This window comes from Ramlibacter tataouinensis, assembly GCF_001580455.1.
Lineage (GTDB): Bacteria > Pseudomonadota > Gammaproteobacteria > Burkholderiales > Burkholderiaceae_C > Ramlibacter > Ramlibacter tataouinensis_B.
This window is the reverse complement of record NZ_CP010951.1, coordinates 1,831,103-1,854,183: the sequence shown is the minus strand read 5'-3', so window position 1 is coordinate 1,854,183 and position 23,081 is coordinate 1,831,103. Positions and strand designations below refer to the sequence as shown.

Here is a 23,081-nt window from a genome sequence, read left to right as displayed (position 1 = left end):
CTTATGGAAAACAAGGCGCACGCAATGGCGGCCGGCATTTTCGTGGTGGTGGTCGCCGCCCTGCTGGTGATGCTGGCGGCCTGGCTCACGCGCGACACCGGCGAGCGCGACACTTACGAGATCTCCACGCGCGAGCCGGTCACCGGCCTGCAGTCGCAGGCGGCGGTGCGTTACCGCGGTGTCGAGGTCGGCAAGGTAGGGGCCATCGGCTTCGACCCGAAGGCCACGGGCAACGTGCTGATCCGGATCGAGGTCGATCGCGAGGCGCCGGTGACCACCGACACCTTCGCCACCCTCAGCTACCAGGGCGTGACCGGCCTGGCCTTCGTGCAGCTGGATGACCACGGCCGGCCGGGGTCGCGCCTGGCCGTGCAGGGCGGCCAGCCCCCGCGCATCCCGCTGGAGCCGGGGCTGGTCGCCAAGCTGACGGCCCGGGGCGAGGTGGTGCTGGACCAGGTGCAGCAGTTCGTCACGCGCGCCAACCTGCTGCTGGGCGAAACGAACCAGCGCCGCTTCGCCACCAGCCTGGACAACCTCGGGCAGGCGGCGGCCGATGCCAGCCAGCTCGCCCGCAAGCTGCAGGCCACGGTGGACCAGAGGCTGGACCCGGCCCTGGCCGAAACCACGCAGTCGATGCGCTCGGTGCGCAACGTGGCCGACGAGTTCGGCCGCACCGCCAAGCGCCTCAACGAGCCGGACGGCCCGATCGACCGGCTGGCGCAGGGCTCGCAGTCCCTGTCGCACGCGGCCGACGCCTTCAATGCGGCGACCCTGCCGCGCATCAACCGCGTCACCGACGACGCCTCGCGCGCGATGCGACAGCTCGGACGCACCGCCAACTCCATCGGCGAGAACCCGCAATCGCTGCTCTACGGCACCGGGCACGTGGCGCCGGGACCGGGCGAGCCGGGCTTCACGCCGCCCAAAGCGGCCCCGCAACAATGAACAAGACCAAAAAGACCGCATTCCTGCCGGGCCTGCTGCTGGCCGCCGCCGTGGCGCTGGCGGGCTGCGCCACGCCCGAGCGGCCGCAGCGCGCCACGCTCTACGACTTCGGCCCGGGGCCGGTCGCGCCGGCGGCCGCGGCGACCCAGCCGGCGCAGCCGACGATCGTGCTGGCCGATCTCGAGGCGTCGATCAACCTGGACAGCTCGGCCCTGCTGTACCGCCTCGCCTACGCCGACGCGCACCAGCTGCATCCCTATGCCCTGTCGCGCTGGAGCGCGCCGCCGCTGGTGCTGATCCGGCAGCGCCTGCGCGAGCAGTTGGCACGCGACCGCGCGGTGCTCGATCCGGGCGAAGCTGCGGCCCTGGCCCGTGGCGGCACCATGCCGCGCGTGCTGCGCATCGACGTGGAGGAGTTCTGCCATCAGTTCGACTCGCCGTCGCAGAGTTCGGGCGTGCTGCGCTTGCGCGCCTCGCTGTTCGAGGCCACTCTGGCGGGCGAGCGCCTGCTGGCGCAGCGCAGTTTCGCCGCGCGCCAGCCGGCGCGCACCGGGGACGCGTCCGGCGGCGTGCGGGCGCTGGCCGCCGCCACCGATGCCACCGGCGAGGAGCTGCGCCAGTGGCTGGCAGCCACGCGCTAGGCACCGTGTGAACCGGCCCTGACCCATGGACACGAAGGCCGTCGAACAGCAGTTGCGCGAGCGCGGGCTGGAGATCCTCGGCCCCTGCGTGAGCCTGTCGCAGGAAGGCGAGCTGCTGGCGGTCTCGCCCTTGCTGGCGGACTTCACGCCGGCCGAAGCTGACCTGCTGGGCGCGAGCATGCTGCGCGTGAGCGCGCAGCCCGGGCAGTTGCTGATCGCCGAGGGCGAGGCGAGCGACTGGATGATGCTGCTGCTGTCAGGCACCGTGGATGTGGGCAAGCGCAAGGGCGGCACCGGCAGCGACGGCCAGGAAGCGAGCGAGGTGACGCGCCTGGCGGTGATCAAGGAAGGCGCGGTGATCGGCGAGATGTCGATGCTCGACGGCGAACCGCGTTACGCGAGCTGCCGGGCGCTCGGCCCGGTGCAAGCGGCGGTGCTCACGCGCGCGGCGGTCGGCCGCCTGATCGCCGCCCATCCGGCGGTGGGCGCGAAGCTGCTGGTCAAGCTGACGCAGTTGCTGGCGCAGCGGCTGCGCAACACCAGCAACCAGCTGATCAAGGTGCTGCAGGCCCTGGGCCAGGCGGCCGCCGGAGGCCCCGGTCCCGGGGCCTGACTAGTGTCCTGAGTCAGAAATATCTGGCATTTCGCTGCGCCCCAATACGGCACAGCCCGAAGGGTTCGGCGCCTGCGGGGCCCTCGGCGTGCGTCCAGAGGGAGTCAAGACGCCCAGTCTTGACCCCCTCTGGCCACCCACCGATCATCCCCGCGGGCATCCGAACGAAACGCCAGTTATTTCTGACTCGGGACACTAGGACCTGGGCGCGCCGGCCTCGAGCCGCTCGATTTCCTCGAGGGTGGCGGGATGGCGGCGGCGGAACATGCCGTAGCCTTCCATCTGCATCACCATTTCGCCGCGCTGGTTGTACATGTCCCACGACGAGCGGACCATGCCGATGTCGGTGCGCTTGCGCAGCGCCCGCGACTCCAGGATCCGGTGCTTGAGGCTCAGGGTGTCGCCCGGGAACACCGGCTTGAGCCAGCGCAGGCTCTCCAGGCCGGGCGAGCCCATGCTGGCGGCGTCCTTCAGGAAGTTGTCGACGGTCAGGCGCATGGCCAGCGAACAGGTGTGCCAGCCGCTGGCGCACAGGCTGCCGAAGATGGATTTGCGTCCCGCCTCTTCGTCCAAGTGGAACGGCTGCGGATCGAACTGGGCCGCGAAGGCCTTGATCTCCGTCGCGGACATGGTGACCTGCCCCAGGTCGCGCACCGACCCCAGTTGCAGGTCTTCCCAGTAGTACTTGAATTCACTCATCAGCGGCCACCCGAAACTTCGAGAAGCGACATTGTCGTGTAGCTGGCCGCAGGCGAGAGCAGCCAGAGGATCGCCTCGGCGACTTCGTCGGCGCTGCCGCCGCGCTGCATCGGAACTTGGTGCGCGAGTTGCTGCACCCGATCGGGGATGCCGCCCGAGGCGTGGATCTCGGTGTCGATCAGCCCGGGACGCACCGCATTGACGCGGATGCCGTCGGCGGCGACTTCCTTGGCCAGCCCCAGGGTGAAGGCGTCCACCGCGCCCTTGGCTGCCGCGTAGTCCACGTACTGCCCGGGCGAGCCCAGGCGCGAGGCGGCGCTGGACACGTTGACGATGGCGCCGCCGGCGCCGCCGCGCCGCGTGCTCATGCGCCTGATCGCCTCGCGCGCGCACAGCATGGTGCCCAGCACGTTGATGGCCAGCATGCGCTGCAGGCGCGCCAGCGGCATGTCCTCCAGCCGGGCGCTGACGTCCACCACGCCGGCGTTGTTGACCAGGGCGGCGAGCCGCCCCTGCCGGTCCACCGCCTCGAACATGGCCAGCACCTGGTCCTCATGGGCGACGTCGGCCTGGACCGCGAAGGCGCGGCCACCGGCGTCCTCGATGGACCGCACGACCTCATCGGCGGCGTGGCGGTTGACCGCGTAGTTCACGGCCACGGCATAGCCGCGGCGGGCGGCGAGTCGCGCGGTCGCGGCCCCGATGCCGCGGCTCGCGCCGGTCACAAGCAACAACTGCTCCACGTGCTGTCTCCTTCTGCCCATCATTACAGCAAAAGGCGCGGCTTGACGCACGGCACACGCCTGCGCCAAGCTAGCCGCTTCGGCGCCGCGGCGCCGCCAACAACAAAGGAGACCCCATGGGCCAGTTCACCGACCTCACGTCCGCCGACGGTTTCGTCTTCCCCGCTTACGTGGCGCAGCCCGCCGGCAAGGCCAAGGCCGCAGTGGTGGTGCTGCAGGAAATCTTCGGCGTCAACGCCCACATCCGCGACGTGGCCGACAGCTATGCGGCCGAAGGCTACCTGGCCGTCGCGCCTTCGACCTTCCACCGGGTCAAGCCGGGCGTGGACATCGGCTACACCGAGGACGACATGAAGGCGGGCTTCGCGCTGAAGACGGCGGTGGAGGCGCTGCCGGCGCCGGGCGTGCTGGCCGACATCCAGGCCGCCGTGAAGCACGCGGCGCAGGCGGGCAAGGTCGGCATCGTGGGCTATTGCTGGGGCGGCCTGCTGACCTGGCGCTCGGCCTGCCTGGTGGACGGCCTGTCGGCCGCCGTGCCCTATTACGGCGGCGGCATGACCACGCCGGAAGAGATCGCACGCCAGCCGAAGGTGCCGGTGCTGGCGCACTTTGGCGACCAGGACCACTGGATCTCGCTGGAGAGCGTGGAAGCCTTCAAGAAGGCGCACCCTGAGGTCGAGGTGCACCTCTACCATGCCAACCACGGCTTCAACTGCGACCGGCGCGCGGCCTACAACGAGGACGCGAAGAAGCTGGCCCGCGAGCGCACGCTGGCGTTCTTCGCCAAACACCTCGCGTGATGCGGCTGCTCCTGACGCTCGTCGCCGCTGCGCTTGCGGCGTCGGTGCAGGCGGCCGACTACGCCGGCCCCTTGTTCGACGCGCACCTGCACTACAACGTGGAGGCGCAGGCGCCGCACCCGCCCGCGGACGTGCTGGGCCGCATGCGCCGCAGCGGCGTCAAGGCCATCATCGCCAACTCGCGGCCGAACGACGGCACCCATGCGCTGGCGGCCTCGCCGCTGGCCCGCGAGGCGGGCGTGACCGTGGTGCCCTTCGTGCGCCTGTACCGCAACCGTGCCGACTACGACAACTGGTTTCGCGACGACAGCATCTACCGCATGGTCGAGTCCGAACTCGCCCGCGGCACGGCGTCCGGGCCGTTCCGCGGGCTGGGCGAGTTCCACCTGTACGACAGCGGCAATGCCAACGGTCCGGTGGCGAAAAAGCTCATGGTCCTGGCCGAGGAGAAGAACCTGGCGGTGCTGGCGCACGTCGATGACACGGCGGTGGACCTGTTGATGGCCAGCACGCCGTCCAAGGGGCAGAAGCTGCGGCTGATCTGGGCGCACACCGGCATCGGCGGCCCGTCGCCGGCGCGTGTCGAGGAATTGCTGAAGAAGTATCCGCTGCTCATGGGCGAACTGTCGTACCGGCCAGGGTTGACCTGCGAGGGCGGCAAGCTGTGCGCACCCTGGCGCGAGCTGATGCTGAAATTTCCCGATCGCTTCGTGATCGGCTCGGACACCTGGATCAACCAGCGCTGGGAGTCCTACGAGGACCTGATGAAGGGCTACCGCACGTGGCTGGGCGAGCTGCCGCCCGAGGTGGCGCGCCGGATCGCCTGGGACAATGGCGCCAAGCTCTTCCAGCTTCCATGATCAAGCTCCACTACTACCCCAGCACCGCGGCCATGGTGCCGCACATCCTTCTTGAAGAACTCGGCGTCTCCTACGAGCGCGTGCTTGTCGACCGCAGCGTCGATGCCCATCGGCGACCCGACTACCTCAAGCTCAACCCCAATGGCCTGATCCCGGTGCTGGAGGACGGCGAACTGGTGCTTTACGAGACGGCCGCCATCGTGCTGCACCTGTGCGACACGCATCCGCAGGCCGGGCTGGCCCCGGCGCCGGGCAGCACCGAACGCGCGCACTTCTACAAGTGGCTGATGTGGCTGACGAACACGCTGCAGACCGCGCTGATCGCCTACTTCTACCCGCAGCGCTGGGTGGACAAAGGTAACGAGGCCGGGGCGGCGCAGGTCAAGCGCCATGCCGAGCGCAAGGTCGCCGGACTGCTCGAGCAACTGGATGCGGAACTGGCGCGCCACGCCGGGCCCTGGTTCGCGGGCGAACGCTTCTCGGCGCTCGATCCCTACGTGTTCACGCTGTGCCGCTGGACGCGCCACTTCCAGAACGAGCCGCCGGCGCGCGCGCACGACCACCTGGGCCCCTACCTGCAGCGCATGCTGGCGCGCGACGCCGTGCAGCGCGTGATCGCCAACGAGAAGCTCGCGCCGCCCCTGGTCTAAGACGGCTCGCGGCGATGCCCGACGGCGGGCCGCCGCTGCGGCCGATCCCCGTAGGCTTCTTCGATCTGCCTGGCCAGCGCCTCCGGCCGGGTCGCCTCTTCGAGCGCGCGAATCTGCGGGTCGTCGCTCACATGCGCGCCCACCTTCTGGGCGATGCGCTCGAGGATCTGCAGGATCTTGGTGTTCTCCTGTTCCGACAGCAGGTTGATCTGCAGGTCGAGCTGGTTGCGCCGCTCGCTCACGCGCATGTCGTAGTTCTGGCTGATCAGGATGAAGGTGGACAGGAAGATGGCCTCCAGCGACACCACCAGGGTGAGGAAAGTGAAGGGGTAGGGGTCGAAGTGCGCGAACGACGGCAGCGTGTTCCAGGCGATCCAGGCCGCGAAGGCCGCCACGTGGAGCCAGACGAAGGACATGCTGCCGCAAAAGCGCGCGATCGCTGCTGCCATGCGGTCGGCCATCCCGCTGTGCCGGGCCATGGCCGCTTCCAGCCTGCGCATGGCCCTCACGTTCTCGCGCGTCACATCATCTTCGGTGGTGGACGAACGGTATTGGTGTGCGGCCATGCGAACTCCCTTCGGCGCCTGCTGGGCTCGGGATCATTATCAGTGGCTGCGCCTGCCGGCAGCGTCGGAAAGCGACGCCCGCGCGGGGAAGGCTAGCGCCCCGTCCGTGCCAGGTAGCGCTTGCGCCAGAACACCGCCACGACGACCACCGAGACCGTGGCCATTACGCCCAGCATCACCCACATCGCGGTCGCCGAATGGATCAGCGGCAGGAACTCGAAGTTCATGCCGAAGAAGCCGGTGATGAAGTTCAGCGGCAGGAAGACGGCCGTCAGGGCGGTGAGCACGCGCATGATCTCGTTGGTGCGGTGGCTCAGGGCGGAGAAATGGATCTGCACCGCCATCTCGGCGCCTTGCTCCATGCGGCGCACGTGGTGCACCACGCGCTGGATGTGCTCCACCACGTCGCGGGCACGGGCCAGCAGGGAGTCCCGCTCGGCCAGGGACAGGCCGGCGGCGGGCTGCTCGCGCTGCGTGTCCAGCCACTCCTGCATGGCGTCGTTCTGCCCTTCGCACAAGTCCTCGAGGGTGTGGAGCGCCCCACGTGCCGTCATGAACGCATGCCAGTCGGCGCGCCGGGTCTTGGGCGAGAGCAGCAGCTGCTGCCAGGCGTCGAGTTCGGCGCCCAGTTCCTTGCGCAGCGCCAGGTAGCTGTCGACCATCACATTCAACATGCGCAGCATCAGGTCGGCCGGGCCGGCGGGCAGCCGGCTGCGCGCCGCGGCGCTCAGGCCCTCGGCCTGCACGGCGTCGGCGAGGAAGCGCTTGATGAAGGTCTCGGCCGCGTAGCAGCCGGCCGGGTGCACCGAGATCAGCAGCCGGTCGAACACCACGAAACCCACCGACCGGGTGCGGATGCGCGTGAAGGCGGACAGCGCGCCGACGGCGGGGCGGGCCGCCGCCCCGGTCTCGGCACGCACCTCGGCATCGCTGGCCAGGCGGCGGAACACCACCAGGTCGTACACCGAGGTGTAGTCGTAGTCGGAGGGGTGCTCCCGGTTGCCCAGGTCCTGCAGGTGCAGGTCGAGCACCGCGGAGCCGCCCAGCACCTGCGCCGCCTGCTGCAGCGCGGCCGTCTCCTGCCCGAGCGACTCGCGCTCGAGGTAGATCCAGATGAATCCGCCGTCGGGGGCGCGCGGCGGCAGATGATCGAGGAACCTGAGCGTGCCCGGGGTGAACTCGACGATCTGCATCGGCGGCCGTTTCTAGCGGCGCAGCTGGCGGGCCGCTTCCAGCGCGAAGTAGGTGAGCACGCCGTCGGCGCCGGCGCGCTTGAAGCCCAGCAGGCTTTCCATCATCACCGCGTCGTGGTCGAGCCAGCCGTTCTGGGCGGCGGCCTTGAGCATCGCGTACTCGCCACTGACTTGGTAGGCGAAGGTGGGCACCAGGAACTCGTCCTTCACGCGGCGCACCACGTCCAGGTACGGCATGCCCGGTTTGACCATCACCATATCGGCGCCCTCGGCGATGTCCATGGCCACCTCGCGCAGCGCCTCGTCGCTGTTGCCCGGATCCATCTGGTAGACCTTCTTGTTGCTCTTGCCCAGGTTGGCCGCCGAGCCGACCGCGTCGCGGAACGGCCCGTAGAAGGCGCTCGCGTACTTGGCGCTGTAGGCCATGATGCGGGTGTGGATATGGCCCTGCCGTTCCAGCTCGCGGCGGATCGCGCCGATGCGCCCGTCCATCATGTCCGACGGCGCCACGATATCCACACCCGCTTCGGCCTGGGTCAGCGCCTGGCGCACCAGGACTTCGACCGTCGGGTCGTTCAGGATGTAGCCGGTTTCGTCCAGCAGGCCGTCCTGGCCGTGGCTGGTGAAGGGGTCCAGCGCCACGTCGGTCATGATCCCCAGCTCCGGAAAGTGCGACTTGAGCTCGCGCACCGCGCGCGGCACCAGCCCCTTGGCGTTCCAGGCCTCCCGCCCGTCGGGCGTCTTGAGTTCGGCGGCGATCACCGGGAACAGCGCCATCACCGGGATGCCCAGGGCCACGCACTGTTCGGCCACCGGCAGCAGCAGGTCCACGCTGACGCGTTCGACGCCCGGCATGGAGGCGACTTCCTCCCGGCGCCCGCTGCCATCCAGCACGAACACCGGGTAGATCAGGTCGTGCGCCGTGACTTTGTGCTCGCGCACCAGGTTCCGGGTGAACTCGTCGCGCCGCAGCCGGCGCGGCCGGCCTTGGGGGAATGGGGCATGCAGGCTCATGTCCCAAATTGTGCGCGATCCCCGCAGGGCCGACCCGCGCCGGACCCTTGTATGGGCATCCAGACCCCCCGGCGCGAGATGTAAATGGAGCCCGCCCGGCCTTGAAAGCCAATCCCCGCTTTGCTAAATTACGGATGGGCGGCTTGCCGTCCCCCGCTTTTCCTCCCTGAGCGGGTGCCTTAATGTGTGACAGCAAAAAGGCTTCTGAGCCCCGGCATGGCCGGGGCTTTTTTTTGGGGCGGGGCGTCGCGTGCTGCGGGTCGGCGAGCTGAGCGGGCCCGCCTACACTCGGGCCATGCTCTGGGTCAAATCCTTGCACATCGTCTTCGTGGCGAGCTGGTTCGCGGGCCTCTTTTACCTGCCGCGCATCTACGTCAACCTCGCTCTGGTCGCCCCGGACTCGCAGGCCGAGCGCGACCGGCTGCTGCTGATGGCCCGCAAGCTCCTGCGCTTCACCACCATCCTGGCGGTGCCGGCGCTGGCGCTCGGCCTGTGGCTCTGGCTCGGCTGGGGGATCGGGCGCGGCAGCGGCTGGCTGCACGCCAAGCTGTTCGTGGTCCTGCTGGTGATCGGCTACCACCATGCCTGCGCCCGGCTGCTGCGCCAGTTCGAGCGGGGCCAGGCGCGGCGCAGCCACACCTGGTACCGCTGGTTCAACGAGGCGCCGGTGCTGCTGCTGCTGGCGGCCGTCGTGCTGGTCGTGGTCAAGCCCTTCTAGCGGCGCCGAGATGCCCACGCGCAAGTCTGCCGCCTGGCCGCTGTCGCAGGCCTATGTCGCGCTGGTCATCTACGCCAGCCTGTACCCGTTCAGCGGCTGGCGCGACCAGGGCATCGCGCCCTGGGCGTTCCTGTGGAGTCCCTGGCCCAAGTACTGGACCGGGTTCGACATCGCCGCCAACGTGGCAGGGTACGTGCCCCTGGGTTTCCTGTTGGCGTTGAGTTTCCTGAGGCGCGGCGATGCCCGCGTCGCCACGGCGGGCAAACTGGCCGCGGTGACCGTGGCCACCCTGTCGGCGGCGCTGCTGGCGCTGTTGATGGAGGCGGTGCAAAGCTACCTGCCGGCGCGCGTGGCCTCCAACGTCGACTTCGCGCTCAACGTCGCCGGCGCGCTCGGCGGGGCACTGGTGGCGGCCGCGCTGGAGATGGGCGGCGTGATCGACCGCTGGAGCCGGGTGCGCGGCCGCTGGTTCCTGGAGGACGCCCGCGGGGCGCTGGTGCTGCTGGCGCTGTGGCCGTTCGCGCTGCTGTTTCCCGCGGCCGTCCCGTTCGGCCTGGGGCAGGTGCTCGAGCGCCTCGAGGCCGGGCTGGCCGAGTGGCTGTCGGACACGCCCTTCCTCGAGTGGCTGCCGGTGCGCGACATCGAGCTGCAGCCGATGGTGCCGGGCATGGAGCTGATCTGCGTCGTCCTGGGCCTGCTGGTGCCCTGCCTGCTGGGTTACAGCGTGATCCGCTCGTCCGGGCGCCGCGCCGCCTTCGGGCTGGGCGCCATCGCGCTGGGCGTGGCGGTGACGGCGCTGTCGGCGGCCCTGAGCTGGGGCCCGTCCCATGCCTGGGCCTGGCTCAGCGTGCCGGTCGAGCGGGGGCTCGTGTTCGCGCTGCTGCTGGTGCTGGTGCTGGCGCTGCTGCCGGTGCCGCCGCGCGGCTGCGCCGCGCTGGTCCTGCTCGCGCTGGCGGTGCACCTGTCCCTGTTGAACCAGGCGCCGGCCAGCGCCTACTTCAGCGACACCCTGCAGGCCTGGGAGCAGGGCCGCTTCATCCGCTTCCACGGCCTGGCGCAGTGGCTCGGCTGGCTCTGGCCCTACGTGACGCTGGCCTATGTGCTGGTTCGCCTGTCCAGCGCCGGCCGGGAAAATAAAATCGGCGCATGAGCGATCCGGGTTCCAACTCCTACTACAAGCGCCACATCTTCTTCTGCCTGAACGAGCGCGCCAACGGCGAGGCGTGCTGCGCGCAGCACAACGCGCAACAGGCCTTCGAGCGTTGCAAGGCGCAGGTCAAGGCGCAGGGCCTCGCGGGCCCCGGCCAGGTGCGCGTCAACAAGTCCGGCTGTCTGGACCGCTGCGCGGCCGGGCCGGTGGCGGTGGTCTACCCCGAGGCCGTCTGGTACAGCTATGTGGACGAGCACGACATCGACGAAATCGTCGAGTCGCACCTGAAGAACGGGCGCGTCGTCGAGCGCTTGCTGACGCCGCCGCATCTCGGGCGATGAATCTTCGGACGCGTCGCTACCAGCTCGCCGGGCCAGCGGGCGCCCTGGAGCTGCTGCGCGACGAGCCGGGCGAGGGCGCTGCCGTTCGGGGCACGGCCGTCATCGCGCACCCGCACCCGCTTTTTGGCGGCACCATGGAAAACAAGGTGGTGCAGACGCTGGCGCGCGCCTTCGTGCAATCGGGCTGGCGCTCGCTGCGCTTCAATTTCCGCGGCGTCGGGGCCTCGCAGGGCGAGCACGACGAGGGGCGTGGCGAGCTCGAGGACATGCTGCGCATCATCGAATCGGAGGCGCCCCAGGGCGCGCTGGCACTGGCCGGCTTTTCCTTCGGGGCGTTTGTCGCGGCCGCCTGCGTCGCCCGCCTGTGGCCGCAGCGGCCGGCGGACCAGATCGTCCTGGTCGGCACGGCCGCCTCGCGTTTCGGCGTTCCCGCGCTGCCGGCCGAAGCGCTGGAGCGTACCCTGGTCGTACATGGCGAGCAGGACGACACGGTGCCGCTGGCGGCCGTGATGGACTGGGCGCGGCCGCAGCAACTCCCGGTTACGGTTGTGCCGGGAGGCGGCCATTTCTTTCACGGACAATTGCCGCTGCTGAAGAGCCTCGTGGCTCGCCATCTCCGCTCCTGAATTTCCCCTAGCCCCCCCGCATGAAAAGACTGTTGCAGGTGCTTGCCGCGCCGCTGCTCGCCTTCTTTTGCCTGATCGCATCCGCCCAGGTGCCGCAGCCGCCGGAAGTCGCTGCGCGCAGCTTCATGGTGGTGGACGTCACCGCCAACCAGGTCCTGGCCGGACGCGACATCGACGCCCCGGTCGAGCCCGCCTCGCTGACCAAGCTGATGACGGCCTACGTCGTGTTCGACGCGCTGCGCGCCAAGAAGATCGACCTGAAACAGACGCTGCCGGTGAGCGTGCGCGCCTGGAAGATGCCCGGCTCGCGCATGTTCATCGACCCGAGCATGCAGGTGCCGGTGGAGGACCTGATCAAGGGCATGATCGTGCAGTCCGGCAACGACGCCACCATGGCCCTGGCCGAGGGCGTGGGCGGCACCGCCGAACGTTTCGTCGAGCTGATGAACCAGCAGGCCAAGTCCATGGGCCTGAAGGCCACCAGCTTCAAGAACCCCGAGGGGCTGACGGCCCCCGGCCACACCACGACCGCGCGCGACCTGAGCGTGATCGCCACGCGCCTGATGCAGGACTTCCCCGACTACGTGGACTTCTACCAGATCAAGAAGTACCGCTACCAGGGCACGCCGACGGCCAATGACACCAACCGGAACATGCTGCTGTTCCGCGATCCGACGGTTGACGGGCTCAAGACCGGCCACACCGAGGCGGCCGGCTATTGCCTGGTTGCCACCGCCAAGCGCGATTTCCCGAACCTGGGAAGCCGCCGCCTGCTGGCGGTCGTGCTCGGTGCGTCCAGCGAAACCGCGCGCGCCAACGAGGCGCAGAAGCTCCTGAACTGGGGCTACACCGCCTACGAGGGCATCAAGCTGTTCGACGCCAACCAGGCGGTGGCGACCCCGGAAGTCTGGAAGGGCGCGCAGAAGACCGCCAAGCTCGGCCGGACCCTGCCGGTGGTGGTGGCCGTGCCGGCCGGCACCGCCTCGCGCGTCAAGACCCAGGTTGCACGCCCCGATCCGCTGATCGCCCCGCTGACCAAGGGCCAGCAGGTGGGCACGCTCAAGGTCACTGCGGGCGAGCAACAACTGCTCGAACTGCCGCTGGTGGCGCTGGACGGCGTGGAGCAGGCCAGCATCTTCGGCCGCGCCTGGGACGCCGTGCGCCTCTGGATCAAGTAAGCCGCGGGCCGGCCGCGCGCATCTGGCAGATTCTTGCCGGCCGGGATATACTAGAGGGCTTTCCCGCGTTTTGGGGCGGGAGTGCTTTTCTTTTTTAAAAGACGTTTAGGGACGTTTCAATGCCAACCATCAACCAACTCGTGCGTCAAGGGCGGGAGGTCGAAAAGACCAAATCCAAGTCCCCCGCGATGCAGAACAGCCCGCAGCGCCGCGGCGTGTGCACGCGCGTGTACACCACGACGCCGAAGAAGCCGAACTCGGCCCTGCGTAAGGTCGCCAAGGTGCGCCTGACCAACGGTTTCGAGGTCATTTCCTACATCGGCGGCGAAGGCCACAACCTGCAGGAGCACTCGGTGGTGCTCGTGCGCGGCGGCCGTGTCAAGGACCTGCCCGGTGTGCGTTACCACATCGTGCGCGGTTCGCTGGACCTGCAAGGCGTGAAGGATCGCAAGCAGTCCCGCTCCAAGTACGGCGCCAAGCGCCCGAAGAAGACCTAAGGTTCGTTTGAGTTTTCGGTGCTGGTTCGGCCCTGGCAGGCTGAGTCGGCGTAGTGACCCGAGGTGGGTCGAGTAAGCGGGAAGCCGGATGGCTCCCACGGCGCCCGAGAGGGCAGCCAGCTGAAGCAATTGAAGAGGTGAAAAATGCCACGTCGTCGCGAAGTCCCTAAGCGTGAAATTCTGCCGGATCCCAAGTACGGCAATGTCGAGCTCGCCAAGTTCATGAACGTCATCATGCAAGGCGGCAAGAAGGCGATCGCCGAGCGCATCGTGTATGGCGCGCTCGAGCAGATCGAGAAGAAGAACCCGGGCAAGGACCCGCTGGAAGCCTTCACCATCGCCATCAACAACGTCAAGCCGATGGTCGAAGTGAAGTCCCGCCGCGTCGGCGGCGCGAACTACCAGGTGCCCGTGGAAGTGCGCCCGGTTCGTCGCCTGGCGCTGTCCATGCGCTGGCTCAAGGAAGCCGCCAAGAAGCGCGGCGAGAAGTCGATGGCCATGCGCCTGGCCAACGAACTGATGGAAGCCACGGAAGGCCGTGGCGGCGCGATGAAGAAGCGGGACGAAGTGCACCGCATGGCCGAGGCGAACAAGGCCTTCTCGCACTTCCGCTTCTAAGCACCAGTCCGTAACGCAAGCAGGTTCGGGCCCGCCACGAGCGGGCCTGTGCCCATTCAAGGAAAAGATCATCATGGCCCGCAAAACGCCCATCGAGCGCTACCGCAACATCGGTATCTCGGCCCACATCGACGCTGGCAAGACCACGACCACCGAGCGCATCCTGTTCTACACCGGTGTGAACCACAAGATCGGCGAAGTGCACGACGGCGCCGCCACGATGGACTGGATGGAGCAGGAGCAAGAGCGCGGCATCACCATCACGTCGGCCGCGACGACCTGCTTCTGGAAGGGCATGGACATGTCCTATCCGGAGCACCGCTTCAACATCATCGACACCCCCGGCCACGTGGACTTCACCATCGAGGTGGAGCGTTCCATGCGCGTGCTGGACGGCGCCTGCATGGTGTACTGCGCCGTGGGCGGCGTGCAGCCCCAGTCGGAAACCGTCTGGCGCCAGGCCAACAAGTACAAGGTGCCGCGTCTCGCGTTCGTCAACAAGATGGACCGCACCGGCGCCAACTTCTTCAAGGTGTACGAGCAGATGCGCGCCCGCCTGAAGGCCAACCCGATCCCGATCGTGATCCCGATCGGTGCCGAGGACGGCTTCAAGGGCGTGGTCGACCTGCTCAAGATGAAGGCCATCATCTGGGACGAAGCCTCCCAGGGCATGAAGTTCGAGTTCAAGGACATCCCGGCCGACCTGGCGGACACCGCCCAGGAATGGCGCGAGAAGATGGTCGAGGCCGCTGCCGAGGCCAGCGAAGAGCTGATGAACAAGTACCTGGAAGAAGGTGACCTGGCGGAAGCCGAGATCAAGCTGGGCCTGCGCACCCGCACGATCGCCACCGAAATCCAGCCGATGCTGTGCGGCACCGCCTTCAAGAACAAGGGCGTGCAGCGCATGCTCGACGCCGTGATCGACTTCCTGCCCTCGCCGGTGGACATCCCCCCGGTGGCCGGCACGGACGAAGACGAGCAGACCGTCACCCGCAAGGCCGACGACAACGAGAAGTTCTCGGCGCTCGCGTTCAAGCTGATGACCGACCCCTTCGTCGGCCAGCTGACCTTCGTGCGTGTGTACTCGGGCGTGCTGTCCAAGGGTGACAGCGTCTACAACCCGGTGCGCGGCAAGAAGGAACGCATCGGCCGTATCGTCCAGATGCACGCCAACAACCGCCAGGAGATCGAAGAGATCCGCGCCGGCGACATCGCCGCCTGCGTCGGCTTGAAGGACGTCACCACCGGCGAGACGCTGTGCGATCCCGACTCCATCGTGACGCTCGAGCGCATGGTGTTCCCCGAGCCCGTGATCGCGCAGGCCGTGGAGCCCAAGACCAAGGCCGACCAGGAAAAGATGGGCATCGCGCTGTCGCGCCTGGCCGCCGAAGACCCGTCGTTCCGCGTCAAGACGGACGAAGAGTCGGGCCAGACCATCATCGCCGGCATGGGCGAGCTGCACCTGGAAATCATCGTCGACCGCATGAAGCGCGAGTTCGGCGTGGAAGCCAACGTGGGCAAGCCGCAGGTGGCGTACCGCGAGACCGTGCGCAAGCAGGTCACCGACGTCGAGGGCAAGTTCGTCCGCCAGTCGGGCGGCAAGGGCCAGTACGGCCACGTGGTGTTCTCGCTGGAGCCGCAGGAAGCCGGCAAGGGCTTCGAGTTCGTCGACGCCATCAAGGGCGGCGTGGTGCCGCGCGAGTACATCCCGGCGGTGGAGAAGGGCGTCGTCGAGGCGCTGAACACCGGCGTGCTGGCCGGCTACCCCGTGGTCGACGTGAAGGTCACGCTGACCTTCGGTTCGTACCACGACGTGGACTCGTCCGAACAGGCCTTCAAGATGGCCGCCATCTTCGGCTTCAAGGAAGCCGCCAGGAAGGCCAGCCCCGTCATCCTCGAGCCGATGATGGCCGTGGAAGTGGAGACGCCCGAGGACTACGCCGGCAACGTGATGGGCGACCTGTCGTCCCGCCGCGGCATGGTGCAGGGCATGGACGACATGCCCGGTGGCGGCAAGATCATCAAGGCGGAAGTGCCGCTGTCCGAGATGTTCGGCTACTCCACCACGCTGCGTTCGATGTCGCAAGGCCGCGCCACGTACACGATGGAGTTCAAGCACTACGCCGAGGCCCCGCGCAACGTGGCCGAAGCGATCGTCGCTGCCCGCACGAAGTAAACAACAAGGTGAGAACGGGGCCGCTTCCGCGGCCTCGTCCTTGATGTCTGTGGTCACACACCCCGCGCTGCCCGTGGCGAGGGAACGAGTGATGCGATGCAGACGTAAAACCAACACACGGGCATTGCTCTTTAATTTTGGAGATTTCTCATGGCAAAGGGTAAGTTCGAGCGGACCAAGCCGCACGTCAACGTCGGCACGATCGGCCACGTGGACCATGGCAAGACCACGCTGACGGCGGCCATCACCACGGTGCTGTCGACCAAGTTCGGCGGCGAAGCCAAGGCCTATGACCAGATCGACGCGGCTCCCGAAGAAAAGGCGCGCGGCATCACCATCAACACCGCCCACGTCGAGTACGAGACGGCCAACCGCCACTACGCGCACGTGGACTGCCCCGGCCACGCCGACTACGTCAAGAACATGATCACCGGCGCCGCCCAGATGGACGGCGCAGTGCTGGTGGTGTCGGCCGCCGACGGCCCGATGCCGCAAACGCGCGAGCACATCCTGCTGGCCCGCCAGGTGGGCGTGCCCTACATCATCGTGTTCCTGAACAAGTGCGACATGGTCGATGACGCCGAGCTGCTCGAGCTCGTCGAGATGGAAGTGCGCGAGCTGCTGTCCAAGTACGAGTTCCCCGGCGACGACACCCCGATCATCCACGGCTCGGCCAAGCTGGCCATGGAAGGCGACAAGGGCGAGCTGGGCGAGCAGGCCATCATGAAGCTGGCCGACGCGCTGGACAGCTACATCCCCACGCCCGAGCGCGCCATCGACGGCGCCTTCCTGATGCCGGTGGAAGACGTGTTCTCCATCTCCGGCCGCGGCACCGTGGTGACGGGTCGCGTGGAGCGCGGCGTGGTCAAGGTCGGCGAGGAAATCGAGATCGTGGGCATCAAGCCCACCGTCAAGACCACCTGCACCGGCGTGGAAATGTTCCGCAAGCTGCTGGACCAGGGCCAGGCCGGCGACAACGTCGGCATCCTGCTGCGCGGCACCAAGCGCGAAGAAGTCGAGCGCGGCCAGGTGCTGGCCAAGCCCGGCTCGATCAAGCCGCACACGCACTTCACCGCCGAGGTGTACGTGCTGAGCAAGGACGAGGGCGGCCGCCACACGCCGTTCTTCAACAACTATCGTCCGCAGTTCTACTTCCGCACCACCGACGTGACCGGTGCGATCGAGCTGCCCAAGGACAAGGAAATGGTCATGCCCGGCGACAACGTGACGATCACCGTGAAGCTGATCGCCCCGATCGCCATGGAAGAAGGCCTGCGCTTCGCCATCCGTGAAGGCGGCAAGACCGTCGGCGCCGGCGTCGTGGCCAAGATCATGGAGTAAACATGGCCACGCAACAGAAAATCCGCATCCGCCTCAAAGCGTTCGACTACAAGCTGATCGACCAGTCGGCGGCCGAGATCGTCGACACCGCCAAGCGCACCGGCGCCATCGTCAAGGGTCCCGTGCCCCTGCCGACGCGCATGAAGCGCTTCGACATCCTGCGCTCGCCGCACGTGAACAAGTCCTCGCGCGACCAGTTCGAGATCCGCACGCACCAGCGCCTGATGGACATCGTCGATCCCACCGACAAGACCGTGGACGCGCTGATGAAGCTCGACCTGCCGGCCGGCGTCGACGTGGAAATCAAGCTGCAGTAAACGGGCAGCCCGCCCAAGCAAAAAGCGCCGCATCCGCGGCGCTTTTTTTTGGTCCGGCGGGCTCAGTCCGCGTTCAGCCAGCGCTCGTACGCTTGGAAGCCATAGGGGCGGCCCAGGAAGTCCTGCACCAGCTGCGCCGCCGGCTTCGACCCGCCGGGCTCGAGCACGGTGCGACGGTAGCGCGCGGCGACTTCGGGATTCATGATGTCGCCCTGGGCACTGAAGGCGCTGAACATGTCCTTGGCGATCACCAGCGACCACATGTAGGTGTAGTAGATCGCCGAATAGCCGTCCAGGTGACCGAACGCCTCGTGGAAGTAGGTGCCCGGCACGTGCCGGTACGGCGTGTATTTCTCCTGGGTCTGGGCGACGAAGGCGGTCGTGTCCAGCCCTTTCGGGTCGCGGTTGTGCAGGCCCAGGCTGACGGCCGCCAGCGACATCTGGCCGCGCACCTGCAGGCCCTTGCCGAACTCGTCGGCCTTGCGCAGCCGCTCGACCAGCTCCGTCGGAATCGCTTGCTTCGTCTGGTAGTGGACGGCGAAGGACTGCAGCGTCCTGGGGTCGCGCATCCACTCCTCCAGCATCTGCGAGGGCGCCTCGACGAAGTCGCGCTCGGTTGCCACGCCGGAGATGCCGGCCCAGCGCGTCTGGCCGCCCAGCACCGCATGCACGAGGTGGCCGAACTCGTGGAAGAAGGTGCGCACCTCGCCGTATTCCAGCAGGCCCGGGTCATTCGCGCCGGGCCGGCGGAAGTTGCAGACCAGCACGCTTTCGGGCAGCGACACGCCACGCTGGCCGGTGGCCAGGCGGAAATGCGCGAAGTGCTTGTACTTGTTGGCCCGCGGGAACATGTCCAGGTAGATGCGGCCCAGGCGCTTGTCGCCTTCGTACACGTCGTAGGCCTCGACATCTGGGTGCCACAGCTTCGCGCCGGCGAGCCGCTCATAGCGGATGCTGAACAGGCGGCCGGTGATGTCCAGCACCGCCGCCTTGACCTTGTCGTACTGGAAGTAAGGACGCACCTGCCGCGATTCGACGCCGTAGCTCTCGGCCTTGATGCGGTCGGCCAGGTAGCCGGCGTCCCAGGGCAGGACCTGGGTGGCGCCGGCCTCGTCCTTGCGCTTGCGCGCCAGCAGGGCAGCGTAGTCGCGGTCGGCGCGGCGGGCGGCCGCCGCGGCGATCCGGTCGATGAAGCCGGCGGCTTGGCTGGCGCTGCCGATCATCTTGTCGGCCGTCACGTAGTCGGCCCAATGCGCATGGCCGAGCACGGTGGCCAGCTCGTGGCGCCTGGCCAGCAGGGCATCGAGCGTGGCCAGGTTGGCCGGATGCGCCCGCTGCCGGTAGAGCTTCCAGAAGGCTTCCCGCGCCTCGGCGCTCTTCGCATACGACATGAACGGCCCGTAGTCGGGAGGGTCCGTGGTGAGCTGCACCTTGCCGTTCGACTTCGGCGGGTGGGCACCGACGAAATCGGCGGGCAAGCCCTCGAGCTCGGCCGGATCGAGCTCCAGCGTGAGCACGCTGTCGCGGATGTTGCGATTGAAGGTCTGGCTGATCCTGACCAGCTCGTCGTTGAGCTGCCTGACCCGGGACCGCGTCGCCTCGTCGCGGTCCACGCCCGCGAGGCGGAAGCGTTGCAAGGTACGCTCCAGGTAATAGCGCGATGCCGAGTCCAGCCCCGAGGGGTCGATCGCGGCCAGCATATCGAAGGTGCTGCGATCCAGCGACTGCTCGGTCGACGCCGAGGACACCTCCTGGATGCAGGTTTCGCCGGCTTCGCGCATGGCCTTGTCCGGATGGACTTCCCTGGCCAGGGAGGCGGCCGCGCCGGCACCACCCAGGGTTTTCTGTGCGCTGTCGTAGGCCTGCAGGGCGGCATCGCCGCGCGGCGCCGCGGCCTGCAGGGCGGCGACCTGGGCCCGGGCGGCCGCGATGCTGGCGCGGCAGTTGGACAGGAACTCGGCCGGGGTCACCGCCAGCCGGGAGGACGCGCCCACGGGCTGGGCGGCCGCGGCGCCATGGACCCCGGCAGCGGCCAGGGCGAGCAAAAGGGTGGAAAGGCGCAAGGGGTCTCCGGGACGTTCTTCTGGGCCGCGCCGGCCGCATGTGCACGTTGGGCCGGCGCGGGTTATAATCACTAGCTTCGCCCGAAATGGGCGGAGAGAGCAGCGCCCGCAGGATTTGCAGTCATCTGCAGTCGGCGGGTCGAATTTATCAACCTTCTTTCGCCGTTTTCCCTAGGGGAAACGTCAAACGCAGAAGCCAATTGCAGCGGCTGCGGCGGAAGCAACGGAGTAAAAAATGAGTCTGAGCACCTCAATGGGGTTGCTGGGCCGCAAGGTGGGCATGATGCGCCTTTTCACCGATGACGGGGACGCCGTTCCTGTCACGGTGCTGGACGTGTCGGGCAACCGCGTCACCCAGGTCAAGACCCAGGAGAACGACGGCTACGTGTCCCTGCAGGTCACGTTCGGCGCACGCAGGGCATCGCGCGTGACCAAGCCGCAAGCCGGCCACCTCGCCAAGGCGGGCGTCGAGTCCGGTGAAATCATCAAGGAATTCCGCGTGACGGCCGATACGGCTGCGAAGTACGCCGCCGGCGCCACCGTGCCCGCGGGCGAGATCTTCGCCGTCGGCCAGAAGGTGGACGTGCAGGGCACCTCGATCGGCAAGGGCTACGCCGGCACGATCAAGCGTCACAACATGGCTTCGCAGCGCGCCTCGCACGGTAACAGCCGTTCGCACAACGTGCCCGGCTCGATCGGCATGGCGCAGGACCCGGGCCGCGTGTTCCCGGGCAAGCGCATGACCGGCCACATGGGCGACGAGACCGTCACCACCCAGAACCTGGACGTGATCCGCATCGACGAAGCCCGCCAGCTGCTGCTGGTCAAGGGCGCGGTGCCCGGCGCCAAGGGTGGCTTCGTGACCGTGCGTCCGGCCATCAAGACCCCGGTCAAGAAGGGAGCGAAGTAATGCAACTCGAACTCCTGAACGAACAGGGCCAGGCCGCGTCCAAGATCGACGCGCCCGAGACCGTGTTCGGCCGTGAATACAACGAAGACCTGGTGCACCAGATCGTCGTCGCCTTCCAGGCCAATGCCCGTCAAGGCACCCGCGCCCAGAAGGACCGCGAGCAGGTCAAGCACTCGACCAAGAAGCCGTTCAAGCAGAAGGGCACGGGCCGCGCCCGCGCCGGTATGACCTCCTCGCCGCTGTGGCGCGGGGGCGGCCGCATCTTCCCGAACAGCCCGGACGAGAACTTCACCCAGAAGATCAACAAGAAGATGTACCGCGCCGGCATGGCGTCCATCTTCTCCCAGCTCGCCCGCGAAGGCCGCCTGGCCGTGGTCGACTCGATCAAGGTCGACTCGCCCAAGACCAAGCAGCTGGCCGCCCGGTTCAAGGCCATGAACCTGGACTCGGTGCTCGTGATCGCCGACAAGGTCGACGAGAACCTGTACCTCGCCTCGCGCAACCTGGTAAACGTGCTCGTGGTCGAGCCGCGTTACGCCGACCCGCTGTCGCTGGTGCACTACAAGAAGGTGCTGGTCACCAAGGCCGCCATCGACCAGCTCAAGGAGATGTTCGCATGAGCCGCATCAACCCGACTCCCGCGCAGCGCCAGTTCGAAGAAGGCCGGCTGATGCAGGTCCTGGTCGCGCCGATCGTGTCCGAGAAGGCCACGCACGTCGCCGACAAGACCAATGCCGTCACCTTCAAGGTGCTGCAAGATGCCACCAAGCCCGAGATCAAGGCGGCCGTCGAACTGATGTTCAAGGTCGAAGTGACCGGCGTTTCCGTCGTCAACACCAAGGGCAAGACCAAGCGCTTCGGCCGCTCGGTGGGCCGCCGCGACAACGTTCGCAAGGCCTACGTGACGCTGAAGGAAGGTCAAGAGCTGAACCTGTCCGGGGAGGCTGCGTAATCATGGCTGTCATCAAGATGAAACCGACTTCGCCAGGCCAGCGCGGCATGGTGAAGATCTCGCGTGACCACCTGCACAAGGGCGAAGGCTACGCACCCCTGCTGGAGCCGCAGTTCCAGAAGTCCGGCCGCAACAACAACGGCCATGTGACCACCCGCCACAAGGGCGGCGGCCACAAGCACCACTACCGCGTGGTGGACTTCCGCCGTAACAAGGATGGCATCGCGGCCAAGGTCGAGCGCATCGAGTACGACCCGAACCGCACGGCGCACATCGCCCTGGTGTGCTACGCCGACGGCGAGCGCCGCTACATCATCGCCCCGCGCGGCCTGGAAGTCGGCGCTTCGCTGATGTCCGGCGCCGAGGCGCCGATCCGCGCCGGCAATACCCTGCCGGTGCGCAACATCCCGGTCGGCTCCACGATCCACTGCATCGAGCTCAAGCCCGGCAAGGGCGCGCAGATCGCGCGTTCGGCAGGCACCTCCGCGACGCTGCTGGCGCGCGAAGGCACCTACGCCCAGGTCCGCATGCGCTCGGGCGAAGTGCGCAAGATCCACATCGAGTGCCGCGCCACCATCGGTGAAGTCGCCAACGAAGAGCACAGCCTGCGCCAGCTCGGCAAGGCCGGCGTCAAGCGCTGGATGGGCATTCGCCCGACGGTGCGCGGCGTGGTGATGAACCCCGTCGACCACCCGCACGGTGGCGGCGAGGGCAAGACCGGCGAAGGCCGTCATCCGGTGGACCCGTGGGGCAACCTGACCAAGGGCTACCGTACCCGCAACAACAAGCGCACGCAGACCTTCATCGTCTCGCGCCGCAAGAAGTAAGAAGGGATTTAAGAGATGACTCGCTCCCTCAAGAAAGGTCCCTTCGTCGACCACCACCTGGTGGCCAAGGCCGACAAGGCCGTGACGACCAAGGACAAGAAGCCGATCAAGACCTGGTCGCGCCGCTCCATGATCCTGCCCGAGTTCATCGGGCTGACGATCGCCGTGCACAACGGCAAGCAGCACGTGCCGGTCTACATCACCGACCAGATGGTGGGCCACAAGCTGGGCGAATTCGCCCTGACGCGCACCTTCAAGGGCCACCCCGCGGACAAGAAAGTCCAGAAGAAGTAAGGATCAGACATGGAAACACGTGCAGTCCTCCGCGGTGTGCGCCTTTCGGTCGACAAGGGCCGTCTGGTCGCCGACCTCATCCGCGGCAAGAAAGTGGATCAGGCGCTGAACATCCTCGAGTTCACGCAGAAGAAGGCCGCCCTGATCGTCAAGAAGGTGCTGGAGTCCGCCATTGCGAACGCCGAGCACAACGACGGCGCCGACATCGACGAACTGAAGGTCAAGACCATCTACGTCGAGCAGGGCGCCACGCTCAAGCGCTTCACCGCGCGCGCCAAGGGCCGCGGCAACCGTATCAGCAAGCCCACGTGCCATGTGTACGTGACGGTCGGCAACTGAGGCAAGGAAA

General features: G+C 67.7%; 28 protein-coding genes. 22 read left to right on the top strand and 6 right to left on the bottom strand.

Features of this window, described 5'->3' with window-relative positions; genetic code table 11:
- Window positions 1-3 precede the first annotated feature (3 nt).
- From UC35_RS08985 to UC35_RS08975, 3 genes are read left to right on the top strand one after another with little or no spacing between them, the layout of a single operon-like run.
- A complete protein-coding gene (locus UC35_RS08985; protein ID WP_061498243.1) occupies window positions 4-945 on the top strand; it encodes an MlaD family protein in 942 nt (313 codons plus the stop codon).
- Window positions 942-1,586: an ABC-type transport auxiliary lipoprotein family protein gene (locus tag UC35_RS08980; protein ID WP_061498241.1), complete on the top strand. Its 645-nt coding sequence runs from the start codon at window positions 942-944 to the stop codon at window positions 1,584-1,586. The genes UC35_RS08985 and UC35_RS08980 overlap by 4 nt, the downstream gene beginning before the upstream one ends.
- A gap of 25 nt (window positions 1,587-1,611) precedes the next feature.
- Window positions 1,612-2,199: a Crp/Fnr family transcriptional regulator gene (locus UC35_RS08975; RefSeq protein ID WP_061498238.1), complete on the top strand. Its 588-nt coding sequence runs from the start codon at window positions 1,612-1,614 to the stop codon at window positions 2,197-2,199.
- Window positions 2,200-2,394: 195 nt separating this feature from the next.
- On the opposite strand, the gene UC35_RS08970 is transcribed toward UC35_RS08975, so the two are convergent.
- Window positions 2,395-2,898, bottom strand: coding sequence for a MaoC family dehydratase (locus UC35_RS08970; protein WP_061498236.1), 504 nt, complete (start codon window positions 2,896-2,898; stop codon window positions 2,395-2,397).
- A complete protein-coding gene (locus tag UC35_RS08965; RefSeq protein ID WP_061498233.1) occupies window positions 2,898-3,641 on the bottom strand; it encodes an SDR family oxidoreductase in 744 nt (247 codons plus the stop codon). Before UC35_RS08965 ends, UC35_RS08970 begins: the two co-directional genes overlap by 1 nt.
- A gap of 116 nt (window positions 3,642-3,757) precedes the next feature.
- On the opposite strand from UC35_RS08965, the gene UC35_RS08960 reads away from it, so the two are divergent.
- Genes UC35_RS08960 through UC35_RS08950 form a run of 3 tightly spaced genes read left to right on the top strand, consistent with a single transcriptional unit; the run spans window position 3,758 to window position 5,951 of the window.
- Window positions 3,758-4,441, top strand: a complete 684-nt coding sequence (locus tag UC35_RS08960) for a dienelactone hydrolase family protein (protein WP_061498230.1) — start codon at window positions 3,758-3,760, stop codon at window positions 4,439-4,441.
- The gene (locus UC35_RS08955) at window positions 4,441-5,301 is read left to right on the top strand and encodes an amidohydrolase family protein (protein ID WP_061498228.1); all 861 of its coding nucleotides are present in this window, start codon (window positions 4,441-4,443) and stop codon (window positions 5,299-5,301) included. Before UC35_RS08960 ends, UC35_RS08955 begins: the two co-directional genes overlap by 1 nt.
- Entirely contained in the window at window positions 5,298-5,951 is a 654-nt protein-coding gene (locus tag UC35_RS08950) for a glutathione S-transferase family protein (RefSeq protein ID WP_061498223.1), read from the top strand. The genes UC35_RS08955 and UC35_RS08950 overlap by 4 nt, the downstream gene beginning before the upstream one ends.
- On the opposite strand, the gene UC35_RS08945 is transcribed toward UC35_RS08950, so the two are convergent.
- From UC35_RS08945 to hemB, 3 genes are all read right to left on the bottom strand, one after another.
- A complete protein-coding gene (locus tag UC35_RS08945) occupies window positions 5,948-6,517 on the bottom strand; it encodes a DUF1003 domain-containing protein (protein ID WP_061498220.1) in 570 nt (189 codons plus the stop codon). The genes UC35_RS08950 and UC35_RS08945 overlap by 4 nt on opposite strands.
- Before the next feature lie 92 nt (window positions 6,518-6,609).
- Window positions 6,610-7,710: a magnesium transporter CorA family protein gene (locus UC35_RS08940; protein WP_061498217.1), complete on the bottom strand. Its 1,101-nt coding sequence runs from the start codon at window positions 7,708-7,710 to the stop codon at window positions 6,610-6,612.
- A 12-nt stretch (window positions 7,711-7,722) separates the two neighbouring features.
- A complete protein-coding gene (hemB, locus tag UC35_RS08935) occupies window positions 7,723-8,724 on the bottom strand; it encodes a porphobilinogen synthase (protein ID WP_061498214.1) in 1,002 nt (333 codons plus the stop codon).
- A 295-nt stretch (window positions 8,725-9,019) separates the two neighbouring features.
- On the opposite strand from hemB, the gene UC35_RS08930 reads away from it, so the two are divergent.
- From UC35_RS08930 to rpsJ, 10 genes are all read left to right on the top strand, one after another.
- Window positions 9,020-9,442: a CopD family protein gene (locus UC35_RS08930; RefSeq protein WP_061503754.1), complete on the top strand. Its 423-nt coding sequence runs from the start codon at window positions 9,020-9,022 to the stop codon at window positions 9,440-9,442.
- Between the two features lie 10 nt (window positions 9,443-9,452).
- Window positions 9,453-10,592 (top strand): VanZ family protein, encoded by a 1,140-nt coding sequence (locus UC35_RS08925; protein ID WP_061498211.1) that lies wholly within the window; start codon window positions 9,453-9,455, stop codon window positions 10,590-10,592.
- Window positions 10,589-10,933, top strand: coding sequence for a (2Fe-2S) ferredoxin domain-containing protein (locus UC35_RS08920; protein ID WP_061498208.1), 345 nt, complete (start codon window positions 10,589-10,591; stop codon window positions 10,931-10,933). The genes UC35_RS08925 and UC35_RS08920 overlap by 4 nt, the downstream gene beginning before the upstream one ends.
- A complete protein-coding gene (locus tag UC35_RS08915) occupies window positions 10,930-11,559 on the top strand; it encodes an alpha/beta hydrolase (protein ID WP_061498205.1) in 630 nt (209 codons plus the stop codon). The genes UC35_RS08920 and UC35_RS08915 overlap by 4 nt, the downstream gene beginning before the upstream one ends.
- 20 nt (window positions 11,560-11,579) lie before the next feature.
- On the top strand, window positions 11,580-12,737 hold the full coding sequence (locus tag UC35_RS08910; RefSeq protein ID WP_061498201.1) for a D-alanyl-D-alanine carboxypeptidase family protein: 1,158 nt from the start codon (window positions 11,580-11,582) through the stop codon (window positions 12,735-12,737).
- A gap of 119 nt (window positions 12,738-12,856) precedes the next feature.
- Window positions 12,857-13,234: a 30S ribosomal protein S12 gene (rpsL, locus tag UC35_RS08905; RefSeq protein ID WP_061498198.1), complete on the top strand. Its 378-nt coding sequence runs from the start codon at window positions 12,857-12,859 to the stop codon at window positions 13,232-13,234.
- Between the two features lie 144 nt (window positions 13,235-13,378).
- The gene (gene rpsG, locus UC35_RS08900; protein ID WP_061498195.1) at window positions 13,379-13,852 is read left to right on the top strand and encodes a 30S ribosomal protein S7; all 474 of its coding nucleotides are present in this window, start codon (window positions 13,379-13,381) and stop codon (window positions 13,850-13,852) included.
- A 73-nt stretch (window positions 13,853-13,925) separates the two neighbouring features.
- Window positions 13,926-16,028, top strand: a complete 2,103-nt coding sequence (gene fusA, locus UC35_RS08895) for an elongation factor G (RefSeq protein WP_061498192.1) — start codon at window positions 13,926-13,928, stop codon at window positions 16,026-16,028.
- 150 nt (window positions 16,029-16,178) lie between these two features.
- Window positions 16,179-17,369, top strand: coding sequence for an elongation factor Tu (gene tuf, locus UC35_RS08890; protein ID WP_061498189.1), 1,191 nt, complete (start codon window positions 16,179-16,181; stop codon window positions 17,367-17,369).
- A 2-nt stretch (window positions 17,370-17,371) separates the two neighbouring features.
- Window positions 17,372-17,686, top strand: coding sequence for a 30S ribosomal protein S10 (gene rpsJ, locus UC35_RS08885; protein ID WP_027102403.1), 315 nt, complete (start codon window positions 17,372-17,374; stop codon window positions 17,684-17,686).
- Window positions 17,687-17,748: 62 nt separating this feature from the next.
- On the opposite strand, the gene UC35_RS08880 is transcribed toward rpsJ, so the two are convergent.
- Window positions 17,749-19,749, bottom strand: a complete 2,001-nt coding sequence (locus UC35_RS08880; RefSeq protein ID WP_227820507.1) for a M3 family metallopeptidase — start codon at window positions 19,747-19,749, stop codon at window positions 17,749-17,751.
- Window positions 19,750-19,984: 235 nt separating this feature from the next.
- Here UC35_RS08880 and rplC point away from each other — a divergent pair, with 235 nt between their 5' ends.
- The 6 genes from rplC to rplV are packed head-to-tail and all read left to right on the top strand — an operon-like array spanning window position 19,985 to window position 23,071.
- Window positions 19,985-20,659: a 50S ribosomal protein L3 gene (rplC, locus tag UC35_RS08875; protein WP_061498186.1), complete on the top strand. Its 675-nt coding sequence runs from the start codon at window positions 19,985-19,987 to the stop codon at window positions 20,657-20,659.
- Entirely contained in the window at window positions 20,659-21,279 is a 621-nt protein-coding gene (gene rplD, locus UC35_RS08870) for a 50S ribosomal protein L4 (protein WP_061498184.1), read from the top strand. Before rplC ends, rplD begins: the two co-directional genes overlap by 1 nt.
- Window positions 21,276-21,611 (top strand): 50S ribosomal protein L23, encoded by a 336-nt coding sequence (gene rplW / locus UC35_RS08865; RefSeq protein ID WP_061498181.1) that lies wholly within the window; start codon window positions 21,276-21,278, stop codon window positions 21,609-21,611. Before rplD ends, rplW begins: the two co-directional genes overlap by 4 nt.
- Before the next feature lie 2 nt (window positions 21,612-21,613).
- A complete protein-coding gene (rplB, locus tag UC35_RS08860) occupies window positions 21,614-22,438 on the top strand; it encodes a 50S ribosomal protein L2 (RefSeq protein WP_061498179.1) in 825 nt (274 codons plus the stop codon).
- Window positions 22,439-22,453: 15 nt separating this feature from the next.
- The gene (rpsS, locus tag UC35_RS08855) at window positions 22,454-22,732 is read left to right on the top strand and encodes a 30S ribosomal protein S19 (protein WP_013899633.1); all 279 of its coding nucleotides are present in this window, start codon (window positions 22,454-22,456) and stop codon (window positions 22,730-22,732) included.
- A gap of 9 nt (window positions 22,733-22,741) precedes the next feature.
- Window positions 22,742-23,071, top strand: a complete 330-nt coding sequence (rplV, locus tag UC35_RS08850; protein WP_061498177.1) for a 50S ribosomal protein L22 — start codon at window positions 22,742-22,744, stop codon at window positions 23,069-23,071.
- Window positions 23,072-23,081 lie beyond the last annotated feature (10 nt).

Bases quoted from the DNA above. Each gene is read 5' to 3' on its own strand.
- UC35_RS08985 (WP_061498243.1), top strand. From the start codon at position 4: ATGGAAAACAAGGCGCACGCAATGGCGGCCGGCATTTTCGTGGTGGTG.
- UC35_RS08980 (WP_061498241.1), top strand. From the start codon at position 942: ATGAACAAGACCAAAAAGACCGCATTCCTGCCGGGCCTGCTGCTGGCC.
- UC35_RS08975 (WP_061498238.1), top strand. From the start codon at position 1,612: ATGGACACGAAGGCCGTCGAACAGCAGTTGCGCGAGCGCGGGCTGGAG.
- UC35_RS08970 (WP_061498236.1), bottom strand. From the start codon at position 2,898: ATGAGTGAATTCAAGTACTACTGGGAAGACCTGCAACTGGGGTCGGTG.
- UC35_RS08960 (WP_061498230.1), top strand. From the start codon at position 3,758: ATGGGCCAGTTCACCGACCTCACGTCCGCCGACGGTTTCGTCTTCCCC.
- UC35_RS08955 (WP_061498228.1), top strand. From the start codon at position 4,441: ATGCGGCTGCTCCTGACGCTCGTCGCCGCTGCGCTTGCGGCGTCGGTG.
- UC35_RS08950 (WP_061498223.1), top strand. From the start codon at position 5,298: ATGATCAAGCTCCACTACTACCCCAGCACCGCGGCCATGGTGCCGCAC.
- UC35_RS08945 (WP_061498220.1), bottom strand. From the start codon at position 6,517: ATGGCCGCACACCAATACCGTTCGTCCACCACCGAAGATGATGTGACG.
- UC35_RS08940 (WP_061498217.1), bottom strand. From the start codon at position 7,710: ATGCAGATCGTCGAGTTCACCCCGGGCACGCTCAGGTTCCTCGATCAT.
- hemB (WP_061498214.1), bottom strand. From the start codon at position 8,724: ATGAGCCTGCATGCCCCATTCCCCCAAGGCCGGCCGCGCCGGCTGCGG.
- UC35_RS08930 (WP_061503754.1), top strand. From the start codon at position 9,020: ATGCTCTGGGTCAAATCCTTGCACATCGTCTTCGTGGCGAGCTGGTTC.
- UC35_RS08925 (WP_061498211.1), top strand. From the start codon at position 9,453: ATGCCCACGCGCAAGTCTGCCGCCTGGCCGCTGTCGCAGGCCTATGTC.
- UC35_RS08920 (WP_061498208.1), top strand. From the start codon at position 10,589: ATGAGCGATCCGGGTTCCAACTCCTACTACAAGCGCCACATCTTCTTC.
- UC35_RS08915 (WP_061498205.1), top strand. From the start codon at position 10,930: ATGAATCTTCGGACGCGTCGCTACCAGCTCGCCGGGCCAGCGGGCGCC.
- UC35_RS08910 (WP_061498201.1), top strand. From the start codon at position 11,580: ATGAAAAGACTGTTGCAGGTGCTTGCCGCGCCGCTGCTCGCCTTCTTT.
- rpsL (WP_061498198.1), top strand. From the start codon at position 12,857: ATGCCAACCATCAACCAACTCGTGCGTCAAGGGCGGGAGGTCGAAAAG.
- rpsG (WP_061498195.1), top strand. From the start codon at position 13,379: ATGCCACGTCGTCGCGAAGTCCCTAAGCGTGAAATTCTGCCGGATCCC.
- fusA (WP_061498192.1), top strand. From the start codon at position 13,926: ATGGCCCGCAAAACGCCCATCGAGCGCTACCGCAACATCGGTATCTCG.
- tuf (WP_061498189.1), top strand. From the start codon at position 16,179: ATGGCAAAGGGTAAGTTCGAGCGGACCAAGCCGCACGTCAACGTCGGC.
- rpsJ (WP_027102403.1), top strand. From the start codon at position 17,372: ATGGCCACGCAACAGAAAATCCGCATCCGCCTCAAAGCGTTCGACTAC.
- rplC (WP_061498186.1), top strand. From the start codon at position 19,985: ATGAGTCTGAGCACCTCAATGGGGTTGCTGGGCCGCAAGGTGGGCATG.
- rplD (WP_061498184.1), top strand. From the start codon at position 20,659: ATGCAACTCGAACTCCTGAACGAACAGGGCCAGGCCGCGTCCAAGATC.
- rplW (WP_061498181.1), top strand. From the start codon at position 21,276: ATGAGCCGCATCAACCCGACTCCCGCGCAGCGCCAGTTCGAAGAAGGC.
- rplB (WP_061498179.1), top strand. From the start codon at position 21,614: ATGGCTGTCATCAAGATGAAACCGACTTCGCCAGGCCAGCGCGGCATG.
- rpsS (WP_013899633.1), top strand. From the start codon at position 22,454: ATGACTCGCTCCCTCAAGAAAGGTCCCTTCGTCGACCACCACCTGGTG.
- rplV (WP_061498177.1), top strand. From the start codon at position 22,742: ATGGAAACACGTGCAGTCCTCCGCGGTGTGCGCCTTTCGGTCGACAAG.